We start from the raw sequence: 12,941 nt of genomic DNA, 5'->3' as shown, positions 1-12,941 counted from the left end.
CGATACATCGCCCGCCTCTCATGTGGCTACTGTTGCTCCGGCAGTGACACGGCCTGCACGCCATCGGGGACCGGTTGCCTGCGCTCCATGACCACAGGCAGGCCGGCCTCGCGCGCGGCCGTCAGTTTCGGCGCGGTGGCCGTGCCCCCGCTGTTCTTCGTCACGACGATGTCGATCCGGTGCCGGCGCAGCAGCGCGCGCTCCCCGTCGGGGGTGAAGGGGGCCGCGGTCGACCAGCACCTCCATGCGGGGCGAGGCGGGAGGTTCGGGCGCGTCCACGGACCGTACGTGGAACCACAGGTGGCCCGGATGGACCCCCGGTGCCTGCGCGACGCGGCGGCGACGGCCGGGTGCACCGCGCTGGTGACCGGCGAATTCCCCGACCTGGTGACGATCACGCTGTCCAGGGGACGGACGCCGTCGTTCGCCCTGGCGGCAGAGGAACTGAGGGACGAGACCGCCATGGCCGGGGTTGCGAAGGACGCGGGCGACGACCCGGACGTCACCCAGGGCGCGCTGATCCGGGCGACCGTACGAAGGCTGCCCGCCGGGACCGGAGCCGTCTTCAAGGCGGGCGCGGGCGTCGGCACGATCACCCGGCCCGGCCTGTCCCTGCCCGTGGGCGAACCGGTCGTCAACGCGTGGCCCCGCCAGATGATGCGCGAGCGCATCGCCCGGGTCGCCGCCGCGAACGGCGGCAGCACAGACGTGGAGATCACCGTCTCCGTCGTCCACGGCGAGGAGATCGCCCGCTCCACCTGGAACCCGCGGCTCGGGATTCTGGGCGGGCTGTCCATCCTGGGGACGACGGGGATCGTGGTGCCGTGCTCGTGCTCGGCGTGGATCGACTCCATCCGGCGCGGCGTCGACGTGGCACGGGTCGCCGGACGCACCCACGTGGCCGGCTGCACCCGCTCGACTTCGGAGAAGACGGTCGTCACCGCGTACGGCCTCCCCGAGGACGTCCTGCTCGACATGGCGACTTCGCGGGCGCGGTGCTGAAGTACGTCCGCCGCCATCCCGTCGACCGCCTCACGATCTGCGGCGGCTTCGCCAAGCTCTCCAAGCCGGCCGCCGGCCACCTGGACCTGCCCTCCGCTCGACCCCAGGTCGTCGGCAAGGGCTCCTCGGGCCGAACTCGCCAGCCGTGGCGGCGCGGACGGGACCCTCGCAGTCGATGTCGCGGACGCCGGCACGGGCCTGGCCGCACTCCGGTTGTGCGCGGCTGCCGGGGTCCCGCTCGGGGACCTGGTGGCGGCGGCAGCCCGCGACGAGGCCCTCGCCGTACTGCGCGGGGCGCCCGTCGCGGTCGACGTGATCTGCATCGACCGGGCGGGCGCGATCGTGGGCCGCAGCGCGGTCCGCTGACGGTCCTCACTGGTGCCGGTACACCGTCCGCAGGTACGCCCCGAGCCGGGCGATGGCGGACGGGTTGCGGGGGCTTTCCACCAGGTCGACGTAGTCGAGGACGAAGATCCGATTGTGCTTGATGGCGGAGACGCCGCGCAGCGGGGCGTACGACAGCAGGAACGTCCGCTTCTGTTCGGCGCTGACGTCGCCGTAGTTGCAGATGACGATGACGTCCGGGTTCCGCTCGACGACGAACTCCCAGCCGACGGCGGTCCAGGAGTCGTCGATGTCGTGCATGACGTTGTCCCCGCCGGCCTTGCTGATGATCTCGTCGGGGGCGCCGTAACGGCCCGACGTCAAAGGCTGGTCCTGACCGCTGTCGTAGAGGAAGACCTTGGGCCGGTGGGCGGGGGCCTTCGCCGCGGTGTCGGCGATCTCCTTCTTGAAGTCGGCGATCAGCGCGGCGGCCCGCTTCTCCACACCGAAGAGCTTCCCGAGGTTGGTGAGGTCGGCGTACAGGGCGTCCAGGGGCGGCACGATACCGCGCGAGGTCTTGGTGCGGCCGTTGCGGCAGGACTCGGTGAGGATGTACGTCGGGATACCGAGCTTCTTAAGAGCCTCCGGGGTGAAGCCACTGTCTTCGCGGAAGCCGTAGCTCCAGCCGGCGAAGACGAGGTCGGCGCGGGCGTCCAGGACGTTCTCCTTGGTGAGCCAGTCCTTGGAGAGCCACTTGACCTTGTCGTAGCCGTCCTTCCAGGGCACGTCCGTCAGGTCGCCCTTGTCGCCGGGCATGGCGAACCCGGCCATGCGGTTCTCCAGGCCGAGGGCGAACATCAGCTCGGTGATGCCGACGTCGTTGGTGACAACCCGCTGGGGGACCTTGTCGTACGTCACCTTCCTGCCGCAGTTGGTGAGCGAGACGGCGTGGGACTTCGCGTCCGCGGACGACTCGACACTCGCACCGCAGCCGGTTGCGGTGACGGTGGCTGCGAGACAGAGGGCGGCAGCGAGCAACTTGCGCATGGGAGTCCTTACTTGGGGAGTCCTTACTTGACGGGCTGAAGCAGGTCGAACAGGAGCTGGACCGCGCCCGTCTCCGGGTGCCGCACCGGGTGCGCACGCACCCCGAACACCTCGGCGAGCAGGGCGGGTTGGAGTACGTCGTGCGGCGGACCGGAGACGACGGTCCGGCCGCCGGCGATGACGTACAGCAGGTCGCAGTGCGCGGCTGCCAGATTCAGGTCGTGCAGAGCGGCGAGCACGGTCAGCCCGCTGCCGCGGACCAGCGAGAGCACCTCCAATTGGTGTGCGATGTCGAGGTGGTTGGTGGGTTCGTCGAGGACCAGCACCTTGGGCTGCTGGGCGAGTGCGCGGGCGATGAGGACCCGCTGTTTCTCGCCGCCGGACAGGGCGAGGAAGCCGCGGTCGGCGAGGTGTGCCACGCCGGTGCGTTCCATGGCCGCAGCGCACACCGCGCGGTCCTCGGCGGCCGTGCGGTTCCGGTGTGGAAGGCGGCCCATCGCGACCACCTCGGCGACCGTGAAGTCGAACTCGGCGGACGACTCCTGCGGCAGCGCGGCCATCTCCCGTGCGGCGGCCCGCGGCTGCATGGCGTGCAGGTCGTTCCCGTCGAGACGTACGACTCCCCCGGCCGGGCGCAGCGCCCGGTATACGCAGCGCAGCAGCGTCGACTTGCCGCTGCCGTTCGGGCCGACGAGCCCGACGAACGCCCCGCTGTCCACAGCGAGCCGTACGTCCTCGACCAGCCGGATCCCGGCGGCCTCGACCGTCACGTCCTCGATGTCGAGCCTCATCGTCACCGGCCTCCGAACGCGTAGCCCCCGCGCCGTATGAGCAGCAGGAAGGCGGGGACTCCGACCACCGCGGTGATCACGCCGACGGGCAACTCGGCGGGCGCGAGCAGGAGCCGGGACAGGATGTCCGCCCAGACCAGTAGCACGGCCCCGGCTGGGGGCGCCACCGCGAGCACCTTCCGGTGGTCGGCCCCGACCAGCATCCGTACGACATGCGGGACCATCAGCCCGACGAAGCCGATGGCACCGCTGACCGCGACCACGGTGCCGGTCACGGCGGCAGTGACGACGAACAACTCCCGGCGCAGACGGGCGGGTTGGACGCCCAGTGCGGCGGCGGTCTCGTCGCCCATGGCGAGTGCGTTGAGCGGTTCGGCCCGCCATCGCAGCCACGCCCACCCGGCGGCCACGGTCACGGCGGCGAGCGGCACCTGCGCCCAGGTCGCCCCGCCCAGGCTGCCCAGCAGCCACATCATCGCCGAGCGGGCCGCCTCGCCCCGGGCCGCCCCGAACACCATGACCGTGGTGATGGCCTCGAAGCCGTACGCCAGCGCCGTCCCGGTCAGGATCAGCCGCAGCGGGGTCAGCCCTTGCGGCGACCGGGCCACGGCATACACGAGGACCATGGCCGCCAGTGCCGAGGCGAACGCCGACACCGACAGCGCCCACACGCCCAGCCCGGCGAACGCCCCCAGCAGGATGACCGCATTGGCGCCGACCGCCGCACCCGAGGAAATACCCAGCACGAAGGGATCGGCGAGCGCGTTGCGCACCATCGCCTGCACGGCCACCCCGACCGCCGCGAGACCCGCCCCGACGATCGCGCCGAGGACGACGCGCGGTAGCCGGATCTCCCAGACGATGGTGTATGCGGCGGCGTCATCGGCATGCACGGTTCCGCCGGCGCTCCCGGCCCACAGAAACCGGAACACATCCGCCCAGCCGATGCCGGCGGCCCCCAGCCCGACGCCGCACACGAGTGAGACCAGGAGCAGCAGTCCGAGCCCAAGTACCAAGGCGGGCAGGGGTATTCGGCCAGGGGTGAGGTTTCGGCGCACGGTCGGGGCGGTCCTTCGCGTGGGGCCGCCTGAGGCACCTCACTCAAGGAGACAGCCCGTACGGCACGATGACCGTGCGGTCCCCTCTCGCAGTCCACGGCGAGCAGTCAACGGGTCGCGCCACCCACGGGCGATCGGGCTCACGCGAACGACCACGGGTCGCCGCGCACACCGTTGCGGGTCAGCGCCGGACTTCCACCGGACTTCCCCCGAGGGAGACGTCGGGAGCCTAACAGAGGCGGATCAGCGGCAGACGTGCCGCTCCCGCTCTGGCGAATGCAGGTAGCTGTCGCCGAACTGCTCCGCCCCACCGTGGTCTGTCACGCAACCCCGAAGGATCACGGCCGAGAACCGGACTGACGCCCGACGACCTTGGGTAGCCCTCTTCTGCAAATGGATGGCAACAACTATTTCATCGCAACAAGAGGGTGAGGCTGATGACGACCCGTCGGATACGAGGTGCCGCCATCACGGCGGCGATGGTCACCGGGCTCGCCGCCTGCTCGGCGCCCAGCAGCGGCGAAGGCGACGGCAAGGCTGCCGGCTCCGTCGTGATCGGGGTGGCGTCCGAGCCGGACACCCTCAGCCCACTGCTCGGCTACGGCAAGGACGGCAATTCCAAGATCTTCGACGGCCTGCTTGCCCGCGATGCCGGCCTGAAGCTGAGACCCGCCCTGGCGAAGGCACTCCCCAAGGTGGCCTCCGACGGCCTCACCTACACCTACGCCCTACGTGACGGCGTGAAGTTCAGTGACGGCGAGCCGCTCACCTCCGCCGACGTGGTCTTCACATACGACACGATCCTCGACGCCAAGACCAACAACACCGCGCGCAGCGAACTGGACGCCATCAAGGACGTGCGGGCGGACGGCGACGACAAGGTGGTCTTCACGCTCAAGTACCCCTACGCGCCGTTCGCCAGTCGCACGGTCCTGCCGATCGTCCCCGAGCACATCGCCGGCAAGCAGGACCCCAACACCGGCTCCTTCAGCACCAAGCCGGTCGGCACCGGCCCGTACGTCCTCTCAGCCTGGAGCAAGGGCGAGAAGCTCACCTTCAAGGCCAACCCCCACTACTGGGGCGGGGAGCCGACGGTGAAGACGTTCACCGCGGCCGTCATCGCCGACGACAACGTACGCGCCACCCGTCTGCGCTCCGGCGACCTCGACGGCGCGGTCCTCCCGCCCAACCTCGCCGCCACCTTCAAGAACAACAACGGGCTGAAGACGTACGACGCCAGGTCCTACGACTTCCGCGCCGTCACCCTTCCGCAGGAGAACAAGGTCACCGCCGACCGCGCCGTCCGGCAGGCCCTCGACGCCGCCGTCGACCGCGAGGCCATGGTCGACAAGATCCTCGACGGAGCGGGACGGCCGGCGTACGGGCCTCTCCCCGTCGACGACCCCTGGTACGCGAAAGGCATCGAGCGGCCCCAGGACCTCACCAAGGCCCAGCAGATCCTCCACCAGGCAGGGTGGAAGACCGGCGAAGGTGGCATCCGCGCCAAGGACGGCCAACGGGCGGCCTTCACCCTCCTCTACCCCTCGGGCGACAAGGTCCGCCAGGACCACGCCCTCGCCTACGCCTCCGACGCCAAGAAGGCCGGCATCGATGTGACGGTGGAGAGCGCCACCTGGGAGGTCATCGAGCCGCGGATGAAGAGCGACGCGGTCCTCGCCGGCTTCGGCAGCACCGGCGACCCCGACTTCGGCCTCTACACCCTGCTGCACTCCTCGCTCGCCGGCGACGGCTTCAACAACATGGCCCGCTACGACAACCCGGCCGTGGACAAAGCGCTCGACACCGGCCGCCGCAGCCAGGACCAGGCCATGCGCAAGGCCGCCTACGGCACAGTTCAGCGCGCACTCGTGAAGGACCCCGGCTACACCTTCCTCACCCACATCGACCACCTCTACGTGCTCGCCGACCGCTGGTCCGGGCTGACCACGCAACTGGAGCCGCACGAGCACGGCTTCGCCAGCGGCCCCTGGTGGAACATAGAGGACTGGCGGCCGAAGAAGTGAGCGCCTCGTCCCTGCCCTGGGGAGCGATGGCGCGCCTGGCGGGACGGCGGATCCTGTTCGCCGTCCCCGTCCTCCTCGTCGTCACGTTCGGCGTGTTCACCATCGCCGCCGCCTCCCCCTTCGACCCCGTCAAGGCGTACGCGGGCACGGCCGCCCTCGGCGCCGACCAGGAGACCCTGGACCGGCTGCGGGACAACCTCGGCGTGGACCGGCCCTTCCCCGCCCGCTGGTGGGACTGGCTGACGTCCGCTCTCGGGGGAGACCTCGGCCAGTCCAGCGTGATGCGGCAGCCGGTGGCGCAGGTGATCGGCGAACGCCTCGTGTGGTCCTCGCTGTTGTGCGCGGTCGCGTTCGTCGCGGCCGTGCTGGCGGGCACGCTGTTGGGGGTGCTCGCCGCACGGCGCCCCGGATCGTGGCTCGACCGGATCGTCAGCTCGCTCGCCTACAGCCTGGAGGCGGCTCCGGTCTTCTGGATCGCGCTGCTGGCCGTCTGGCTGTTCGCCCTCCAACTGGACGTCCTGCCGGCGGGCGGTCTCACGGACACCGCCAGCGAGCAGGTCACGCCGGGGCAGGTGGCGAGCCACCTGGTCCTGCCCGCCGGCGTGCTCGCCGTCTCCCAGCTCCCCTGGTTCACCCTCTACGTACGCCAAGGGGTCGCCGACGCCCTGGCGGAGGACCCCGTACGCGGCGCTCGGGCCAGGGGATTGGGCGAGCGCACCGTCCTGCTCGGCCACGCCCTGCGCTCCGGCCTGCTGCCGGTCATCACACTGATCGGCTCCCGCGTCCCCGAACTGATCACGGGCGCCCTGCTGGTGGAGAGCGTCTTCAGCTGGCCGGGCATCGCGGCGGCCACTGTCGAGGCGGCCACCGCCGTCGACTTTTCCCTGCTCGCCGCCCTCACCACGCTGGCCACCGCCGCCGTCCTCATCGGCAACCTGCTCGCCGACCTCCTTTACGGACTGTTCGACCCGAGGGTGAAGCTCAGTGAAATGTGACTCCCATGGCTGAGGCCACAGTCGACGCCGAGAAGCCGTCCGGGACCGTCTGGCGTTCCCCCGGCACGAACCGCCGTTCGACCCGCACACTGCGGGTACGAACCTCGGCCGCGCTGGTGACCGTGACCGCTCTCGCCGTCCTCCTCGTACCCCTGCTGGTCCAGCTCGACCAGCAGGCCGTAGACCTGTCCGCCAAGCTGCTGCCGCCCTCCTGGGCACACCCCTTCGGCACCGACGACGTTGGCCGGGACCTGCTCCTGCGCTGCGTATACGGGCTGCGGGTCTCTCTGCTCGTCGGCATGGCCGCTGCCCTCACGGCGACCGTGATCGGCACGGCCGTGGGCGCCACGGCCGGGGCTCTGGGCGGCTGGACCGATCGCGCCCTCATGCGGGTCGTCGACACCGTCTCCTCCGTACCCCACCTGCTGCTCGGCATCTTCATCGTCGCGATGTTCCGGCCGGGCGTCTGGCCGGTGGTCATCTCGGTTGCGCTCACCCACTGGCTGTCGACCGCCCGGATCGTCCGCGCCCAGGTGCTCTCCCTGCGTTCCCGCCCGTACATCGACGCGGCCGTCTCCGGCGGCGCGTCGCGATGGCGGGTCGCGGTACGGCACCTGCTTCCCGGTGTGCTGCCCCAGGCCGCGCTCGCGGCCGTCCTGATGGTGCCGCACGCCATGTGGCACGAGTCGGCCCTGTCCTTCCTCGGCCTCGGCCTGCCCACCCACCTGGCCAGCCTCGGCAACCTCATCCAGAGCGCACGCGGCTCACTGCTGGCCGGACAGTGGTGGCCGACCCTCTTCCCCGGCCTGTTCATCATCGTCCCCACCCTCGCCATCGCCGGCCTCGCCGGGGCCTGGCGGGAACGGATCAACCCTCGCCGCCGTTCGGAGCTGATGCTGTGAGTCTCCCTGAGCGACAGCCCGTGCTGTCGGTGAGCGGGCTGTCGGTCCGCTTCCTGATGCCCGGCGGACGCCGCATCGCCGCCGTCACCGACGCGCACTTCGACGTGGCGGCCGGCGAATGCCTCACCCTGATCGGGGAGAGCGGCTGCGGCAAGTCCGTCCTCGCCTCCGCCCTCCTCGGCCTGCTCCCCGCCAACGCCCAGACCGCGGGCCAGGCCCGCCTCGGCGACCTCGAACTGCTCACCTCCGACGAGCGCACCCTCGCCCGCACCGTACGGGGCCGCCGGATCGGCCTCATCCCACAGAGCCCGGCCGCGCACCTGACCCCCGTCCGCACCATCCGCTCCCAGTTGGCGGAGACGGTCGCCGCACTGACCGGCGTACGGGGCCGCACAGCCCTGCGCGCCGCTGCCGAAGCGGCAGCCGAACGCGCGGCGTTCCCCGCAGACCACCTCGACCGCCACCCGCACGAGCTGTCCGGCGGCCTCGCCCAGCGCGCCGCCACCGCCCTGGCCCTGGTCGGCGACGCACCTCTCCTGCTCGCCGACGAACCCACCACCGGACTCGACCGTGACCTGGTCGAGCACACAGTCGACCAACTACGACGCCACACCGACGACGCCGACCGGGCCCTGCTGATGATCACCCACGACCTCGCTGCCGCCGAACGCATCGCCGACCGCGTCGCCGTCATGTACGCGGGCCGCATCGTCGAAATCACCGACGCAGCCTCCTTCTTCGGCGCCCCCGGCCCTCGCCACCCCTACAGCCGCGGCCTCCTCCAGGCCCTCCCCGACCGCGCCTTCACCGCCATCGACGGCATGCCCCCGGAACTCGGCGACCTCCCCGACGGCTGCGCCTTCGCACCGCGCTGCGACCGTGCCACCGGGACGTGTGCCACCGCGCCCCGGATGACGAACGCCGTCGCCTGCCACCACCCACACGTCGCGGAGGACGCCCGTGCTTGAACTGCACGCCATCACCGCCGGATACGACCGCCACGCCCCCGTCGTCCGAGGCGCCTCCCTCACCGTCGAACCGGGCGAAGCCGTCGGCCTGCTCGGCCCCAGCGGCTGCGGCAAATCCACACTCGCCCGCGTCGCCGCACTCCTGCACCGCCCCGACTCCGGAACCCTCCGCCTCGACGGCACACCGATACGCCACTGGCGCCACCGCGCCCCGCGCAAACAGCGCACCGCCATCGGCATCGTCTTCCAACAGCCCCGCCTCTCCGCCGACCCCAGACTGCGGCTCACCGACATGATCGCCGAGCCACTACGCGCCACCGGCCGCCGCGACTCACTACCCGAGAGCGTGGGCGAGCTCGCCGCAACCGTCGGCCTGACCCCGGACCTGCTCTCCAGACGCCCCCACGAAGTCAGCGACGGACAGCTCCAACGTGCCTGCCTCGCCCGCGCCCTCGTCCTACGCCCACGCTGGCTCATCTGCGACGAGATGACCGCCATGCTCGACGCCTCCACCACCGCCGCACTCGTCACGGTCGTCGAGAACTACCGCCACACCACCGGCGCGGGCGTGCTCGCCGTCGGCCACGACCGCACCCTCCTGAACCGCTGGTGCGACCGCACGCTCAACTGGGACACGCTGCGCAGTTGACACCGAGCATCTCCGGACGGGCGTGAACCTACGATCGGCGGCCTGGGCTGCCGGCCGGAGCGGCACATGCCAAGGCACCCGGAGTCTTCGGTGGGCAGGCGACGGTTGAACGGCGCCGCTCGCACGATGCGGCACAGGACACTCCACCGGTCAGGACATCGCAGGCCGCCGTACAGCAGCGTCGGACCGGGACCGATACTGAGCGGACGGCTCGGACGGGGGGGAACGGTGGACTGGTCAACGGGGGCCATCGGGTTCGCCGCGGGCGTGCTGATCGCACTCGTCACCGCACCGGTGGGCGTCTCTGGCGCCGTGTTCCTGCTGCCCGTACAGCTGAGCGTGCTCGGCGTGCCCAGCCCAGCCGTCACACCGACGAACCTGCTCTACAACGTCGTCGCCGACCCTGGCGCCCTGCTGCGCCACCGACGTGACGGTCTCCTCCACGGCCCGCTGACCCGCCGCCTGAACGCCGGCACGCTACCCGGAGTCATACTCGGCGCGATCATCCGCGTCTTCGCCATTCCAGGGCCAACTGTCTTCCGGCTCCTGGCCGCCGCCCTGCTGCTCCCGCTCGGCCTGTGGCTCATCGCCCGTACTCTGCGTCCCACAACCACAGCCCCACCGGCCGGACCGTCACCGCGTACGGTGACCGCGCTGGCGGTGGCCGTCGGAACGGTCGGCGGAATCCACGGCATCGGCGGCGGCTCAATACTCGGGCCCATCCTGGTGGGCCGCGGCATCCCCGTCGCCCAGGTCGCCCCTGCCGCGCTCGCCTCCACCTTCCTGACCTCACTGGTCAGCGCCGGCGCCTATGGATTGCTGTCCCTCACCGGAGGAGACAACATCGCCCCCGACTGGCTCCTCGGACTGGCCTGCGGACTGGGCGGGCTGACCGGCGGCTACCTCGGCGCTCACCTCCAACCCCGTATACCCGAACGGCTCCTTCGCCTACTGCTGGGCACTCTCGCCGCCGCGGTTGGCGCGCTGTATGCGGCGCAGGCTCTCAGCTGAAGGCACAGCTCGGCGTGCCCCCTGCCGCCAAGACTGCAAGGAGCCTCACCACACTGCACGGCGGGCACCGTGATAAAGCCCTGAACCGCGCACTCCTCGATCGCTGCTGCTTCGTGGCTCGTCCCGGACGCTACAGGTCTGTCTCGGGTGGCTGGTCATAGGCGCTCAGGCGCGTCGCGGTCATGTACGCGGGCCGCATTGTCGAAATCACCGACGCAGCCGCCTTCTTCGGCGAGCCAGGCCCCCGCCACCCCTACAGCCGCGGCCTCCTCCAGGCCCTCCCCGACCGCGCCTTCACCGCCATCGACGGCATGCCCCCGGAACTCGGCGACGTCCCCGGCGGCTGCGCCTTCGCGCCGCGCTGCGACCGTGATGTGTCCGCCGGTTACCGCTTGCGGCCGAAGCGTCCGCTCGCATCGGCAGCCGCCTGCCGGTTTGCCTTACATGTAGTGGGCGTAGCGGGTGGCGACAGCCTGGTCGGGCGGGCAGAAGCGAAGGACGGACTTGACCTGGTTGGCGGTGCGCAGGGTGACGGGGAGCCGTCCGTCCAGGCGGGTCTGGTTCCAGTTCATCTTGGTCAGGGCGAGGACTTCGGACGCCAGTTCACGGGGGTCCCGGGCGGCGATGACGGGTCTGATGCCGATCGGGCGCGGGATGTACATGCCGGGGTAGGTCCGGTAGAACAGCCACGACGACCCGTTCTCGGGCATCAGGCGGCTGATTGCTCAGAGCGCGGCATGGGCGCTGGCCGGATTGAAGCGGGGCGGAGACGGACATCCGATGCGGTTGATCAGTCAAGCGGTGTTGGTCTGGGGCGGTCGGCATCGTCACTGCGGCGTCCACACGCAGGCTAAGCGCTGTCCCGTAACTGGTGGCGACAGTGATCCTGTAGCGCCGACCGGCGTCAGCCGAAGAGGAGATCGACGTCCTTCTCGATGCAGAGCTGTAGGACGACGACCAGCTGACGGATGTCGTCGATGTGTCGCTGGAGGAGCGGGTCGATGCGTCCCTCTTGCGACTGATCGGCGATCTCCTTCAGGCGGGGCAGGATCGCGGCGCACTGGATCGGCGTGAGGTCGGGGCCGTCGTCGTCGGGATGATCAAGAAGTGGTGCCAGGGTGGTGGAGACGTCGTTCCAGGGGCGTTGCCCTCCGAAGCCGTGCATCTCGTTCAGTGCGAACCCCTCGGTCTGCGCCAGCCACTGCCGGAACACTCCGAAGGCGGTGTAGGACCAGGACACGTCCGGGCTGCCGGTGTCGCCGTCTCCTGGAAACAGAACGAGCCCCACGCGTCCTCCTCGTTGACCGAGCACACAGGATCGGCCTCGGGACAGGGCGACGGCAACTGAAATGATCTCGTCGTGGCTGGTGTGATCACGGCGTCGGAGCCGTCCTGGATACGACCGTTCACCGGGTTGAGCCCACGTCAGTTCAGCAAGCTGATTACCTCCTTGCGGCGTGAGGGTGCGGATCCGGTTCGCAAGGGCAGGCCGTGGAGTCTGCCGCTTGAGGACCGGGTGCTGCTGGTCGCCGCGTACTGGCGCACCAACCTCACATTGCGCCAACTCGCCCCGCTGTTCGGGGTGTCGAAGTCCGCGGTCGGCCGCATCATCGACGGCCTCGGCCCGGCGCTCGCGCTGCAGCAGCGCAAGCGGTTCCGCAAAGACACCGTCCTGATCGTGGACGGCACCTTGGTGCCCACCCGCGACCACACCGTCGCCGAGCAGTCGAAGAACTATCGGTACTCCACCAACCACCAGGTCGTCGTCGACGCCGACACCCGGCTCGTCGTCGCTGTCGGCCGGCCGCTGCCGGGCAACCGCAACGACTGCAAGGCATGGGAGCTGTCCGGCGCCAAAGACGCGGTTGGCAAGACCACCGTCATCGCGGACGGCGGCTACCGAGGCACCGGCCTGGTCATCCCGCACCGCCGAGAGAAAGGCCAGACCGAACTCCCCGCGTGGAAGGAGGAACACAACGCTTCCCACCGAAAGGTCCGCGCCCGCGTGGAGCACGCCTTCGCCCGCATGAAGACCTGGAAGATCCTCCGAGACTGCCGTCTCAAGGGCGACGGCGTCCACCACGCCATGCTCGGCATTGCCCGCCTGCACAACCTCACCCTCGCAGGCTGACGAAGAACCAGGCAGGTCAATCGGCACGTCGTAGATCAT

General features: G+C 70.5%; 12 protein-coding genes, 3 pseudogenes and 1 riboswitch. Of the genes and pseudogenes, 9 read left to right on the top strand and 6 right to left on the bottom strand.

Translation table 11 applies throughout. From position 1 onward, the window contains the following. Window positions 1-26: 26 nt before the first annotated feature. Window positions 27-300: pseudogene (locus ACFYTE_RS32120) on the bottom strand (precorrin-6A/cobalt-precorrin-6A reductase); the annotation flags it as partial. On the opposite strand from ACFYTE_RS32120, the pseudogene ACFYTE_RS32115 reads away from it, so the two are divergent. Continuing rightward, a pseudogene (locus tag ACFYTE_RS32115) lies at window positions 245-1,368 on the top strand (cobalt-precorrin-5B (C(1))-methyltransferase). The pseudogenes ACFYTE_RS32120 and ACFYTE_RS32115 overlap by 56 nt on opposite strands. A gap of 6 nt (window positions 1,369-1,374) precedes the next feature. On the opposite strand, the gene ACFYTE_RS32110 reads toward ACFYTE_RS32115, so the two are convergent. Genes ACFYTE_RS32110 through ACFYTE_RS32100 form a run of 3 tightly spaced genes read right to left on the bottom strand, consistent with a single transcriptional unit; the run spans window position 1,375 to window position 4,189 of the window. Then, window positions 1,375-2,373 carry an ABC transporter substrate-binding protein gene (locus ACFYTE_RS32110; protein WP_388718215.1) on the bottom strand — a complete coding sequence of 333 codons (999 nt, stop codon included), beginning with the start codon at window positions 2,371-2,373 and terminating at the stop codon, window positions 1,375-1,377. A 23-nt stretch (window positions 2,374-2,396) separates the two neighbouring features. Beyond that, a complete protein-coding gene (locus ACFYTE_RS32105) occupies window positions 2,397-3,164 on the bottom strand; it encodes an ABC transporter ATP-binding protein (protein ID WP_388718212.1) in 768 nt (255 codons plus the stop codon). Window positions 3,165-3,166: 2 nt separating this feature from the next. Next, entirely contained in the window at window positions 3,167-4,189 is a 1,023-nt protein-coding gene (locus ACFYTE_RS32100) for a FecCD family ABC transporter permease (RefSeq protein ID WP_388718409.1), read from the bottom strand. A 161-nt stretch (window positions 4,190-4,350) separates the two neighbouring features. Next, window positions 4,351-4,432, bottom strand: a riboswitch (cobalamin riboswitch). 227 nt (window positions 4,433-4,659) lie between these two features. Here ACFYTE_RS32100 and ACFYTE_RS32095 point away from each other — a divergent pair. The 7 genes and pseudogenes from ACFYTE_RS32095 to ACFYTE_RS32065 form a co-directional block, all read left to right on the top strand. Continuing rightward, complete coding sequence (locus ACFYTE_RS32095; RefSeq protein ID WP_388718209.1) at window positions 4,660-6,246, top strand: ABC transporter substrate-binding protein; 1,587 nt, start codon at window positions 4,660-4,662, stop codon at window positions 6,244-6,246. Window positions 6,247-6,272: 26 nt separating this feature from the next. Continuing rightward, window positions 6,273-7,241, top strand: a complete 969-nt coding sequence (locus ACFYTE_RS32090; RefSeq protein WP_388718407.1) for an ABC transporter permease — start codon at window positions 6,273-6,275, stop codon at window positions 7,239-7,241. A 5-nt stretch (window positions 7,242-7,246) separates the two neighbouring features. Next, window positions 7,247-8,143: an ABC transporter permease gene (locus ACFYTE_RS32085; RefSeq protein ID WP_388718205.1), complete on the top strand. Its 897-nt coding sequence runs from the start codon at window positions 7,247-7,249 to the stop codon at window positions 8,141-8,143. Between the two features lie 56 nt (window positions 8,144-8,199). Then, entirely contained in the window at window positions 8,200-9,111 is a 912-nt protein-coding gene (locus ACFYTE_RS32080; RefSeq protein WP_388718405.1) for an ABC transporter ATP-binding protein, read from the top strand. Next, window positions 9,104-9,760 (top strand): ABC transporter ATP-binding protein, encoded by a 657-nt coding sequence (locus ACFYTE_RS32075; protein WP_388718202.1) that lies wholly within the window; start codon window positions 9,104-9,106, stop codon window positions 9,758-9,760. Before ACFYTE_RS32080 ends, ACFYTE_RS32075 begins: the two co-directional genes overlap by 8 nt. Window positions 9,761-9,988: 228 nt before the next feature. Beyond that, window positions 9,989-10,771, top strand: a complete 783-nt coding sequence (locus tag ACFYTE_RS32070; protein WP_388718200.1) for a sulfite exporter TauE/SafE family protein — start codon at window positions 9,989-9,991, stop codon at window positions 10,769-10,771. A gap of 170 nt (window positions 10,772-10,941) precedes the next feature. Then, window positions 10,942-11,202 (top strand): annotated as a pseudogene (locus ACFYTE_RS32065) (oligopeptide/dipeptide ABC transporter ATP-binding protein); the annotation flags it as partial. A gap of 9 nt (window positions 11,203-11,211) precedes the next feature. Here ACFYTE_RS32065 and ACFYTE_RS32060 read toward each other — a convergent pair. Continuing rightward, window positions 11,212-11,481, bottom strand: coding sequence for a hypothetical protein (locus ACFYTE_RS32060; RefSeq protein ID WP_388718197.1), 270 nt, complete (start codon window positions 11,479-11,481; stop codon window positions 11,212-11,214). 194 nt (window positions 11,482-11,675) lie between these two features. Further along, window positions 11,676-12,059, bottom strand: a complete 384-nt coding sequence (locus ACFYTE_RS32055; protein WP_388718194.1) for a hypothetical protein — start codon at window positions 12,057-12,059, stop codon at window positions 11,676-11,678. Between the two features lie 72 nt (window positions 12,060-12,131). Here ACFYTE_RS32055 and ACFYTE_RS32050 point away from each other — a divergent pair, with 72 nt between their 5' ends. After that, entirely contained in the window at window positions 12,132-12,902 is a 771-nt protein-coding gene (locus ACFYTE_RS32050) for a transposase (protein ID WP_388718191.1), read from the top strand. Window positions 12,903-12,941: the final 39 nt, after the last annotated feature.

Source organism: Streptomyces sp. NPDC004629 (genome assembly GCF_042873595.1).
GTDB lineage: Bacteria > Actinomycetota > Actinomycetes > Streptomycetales > Streptomycetaceae > Streptomyces.
The sequence above is the reverse complement of the archived record's forward strand: the minus strand, read 5'-3'. Positions and strand labels throughout refer to the sequence as shown.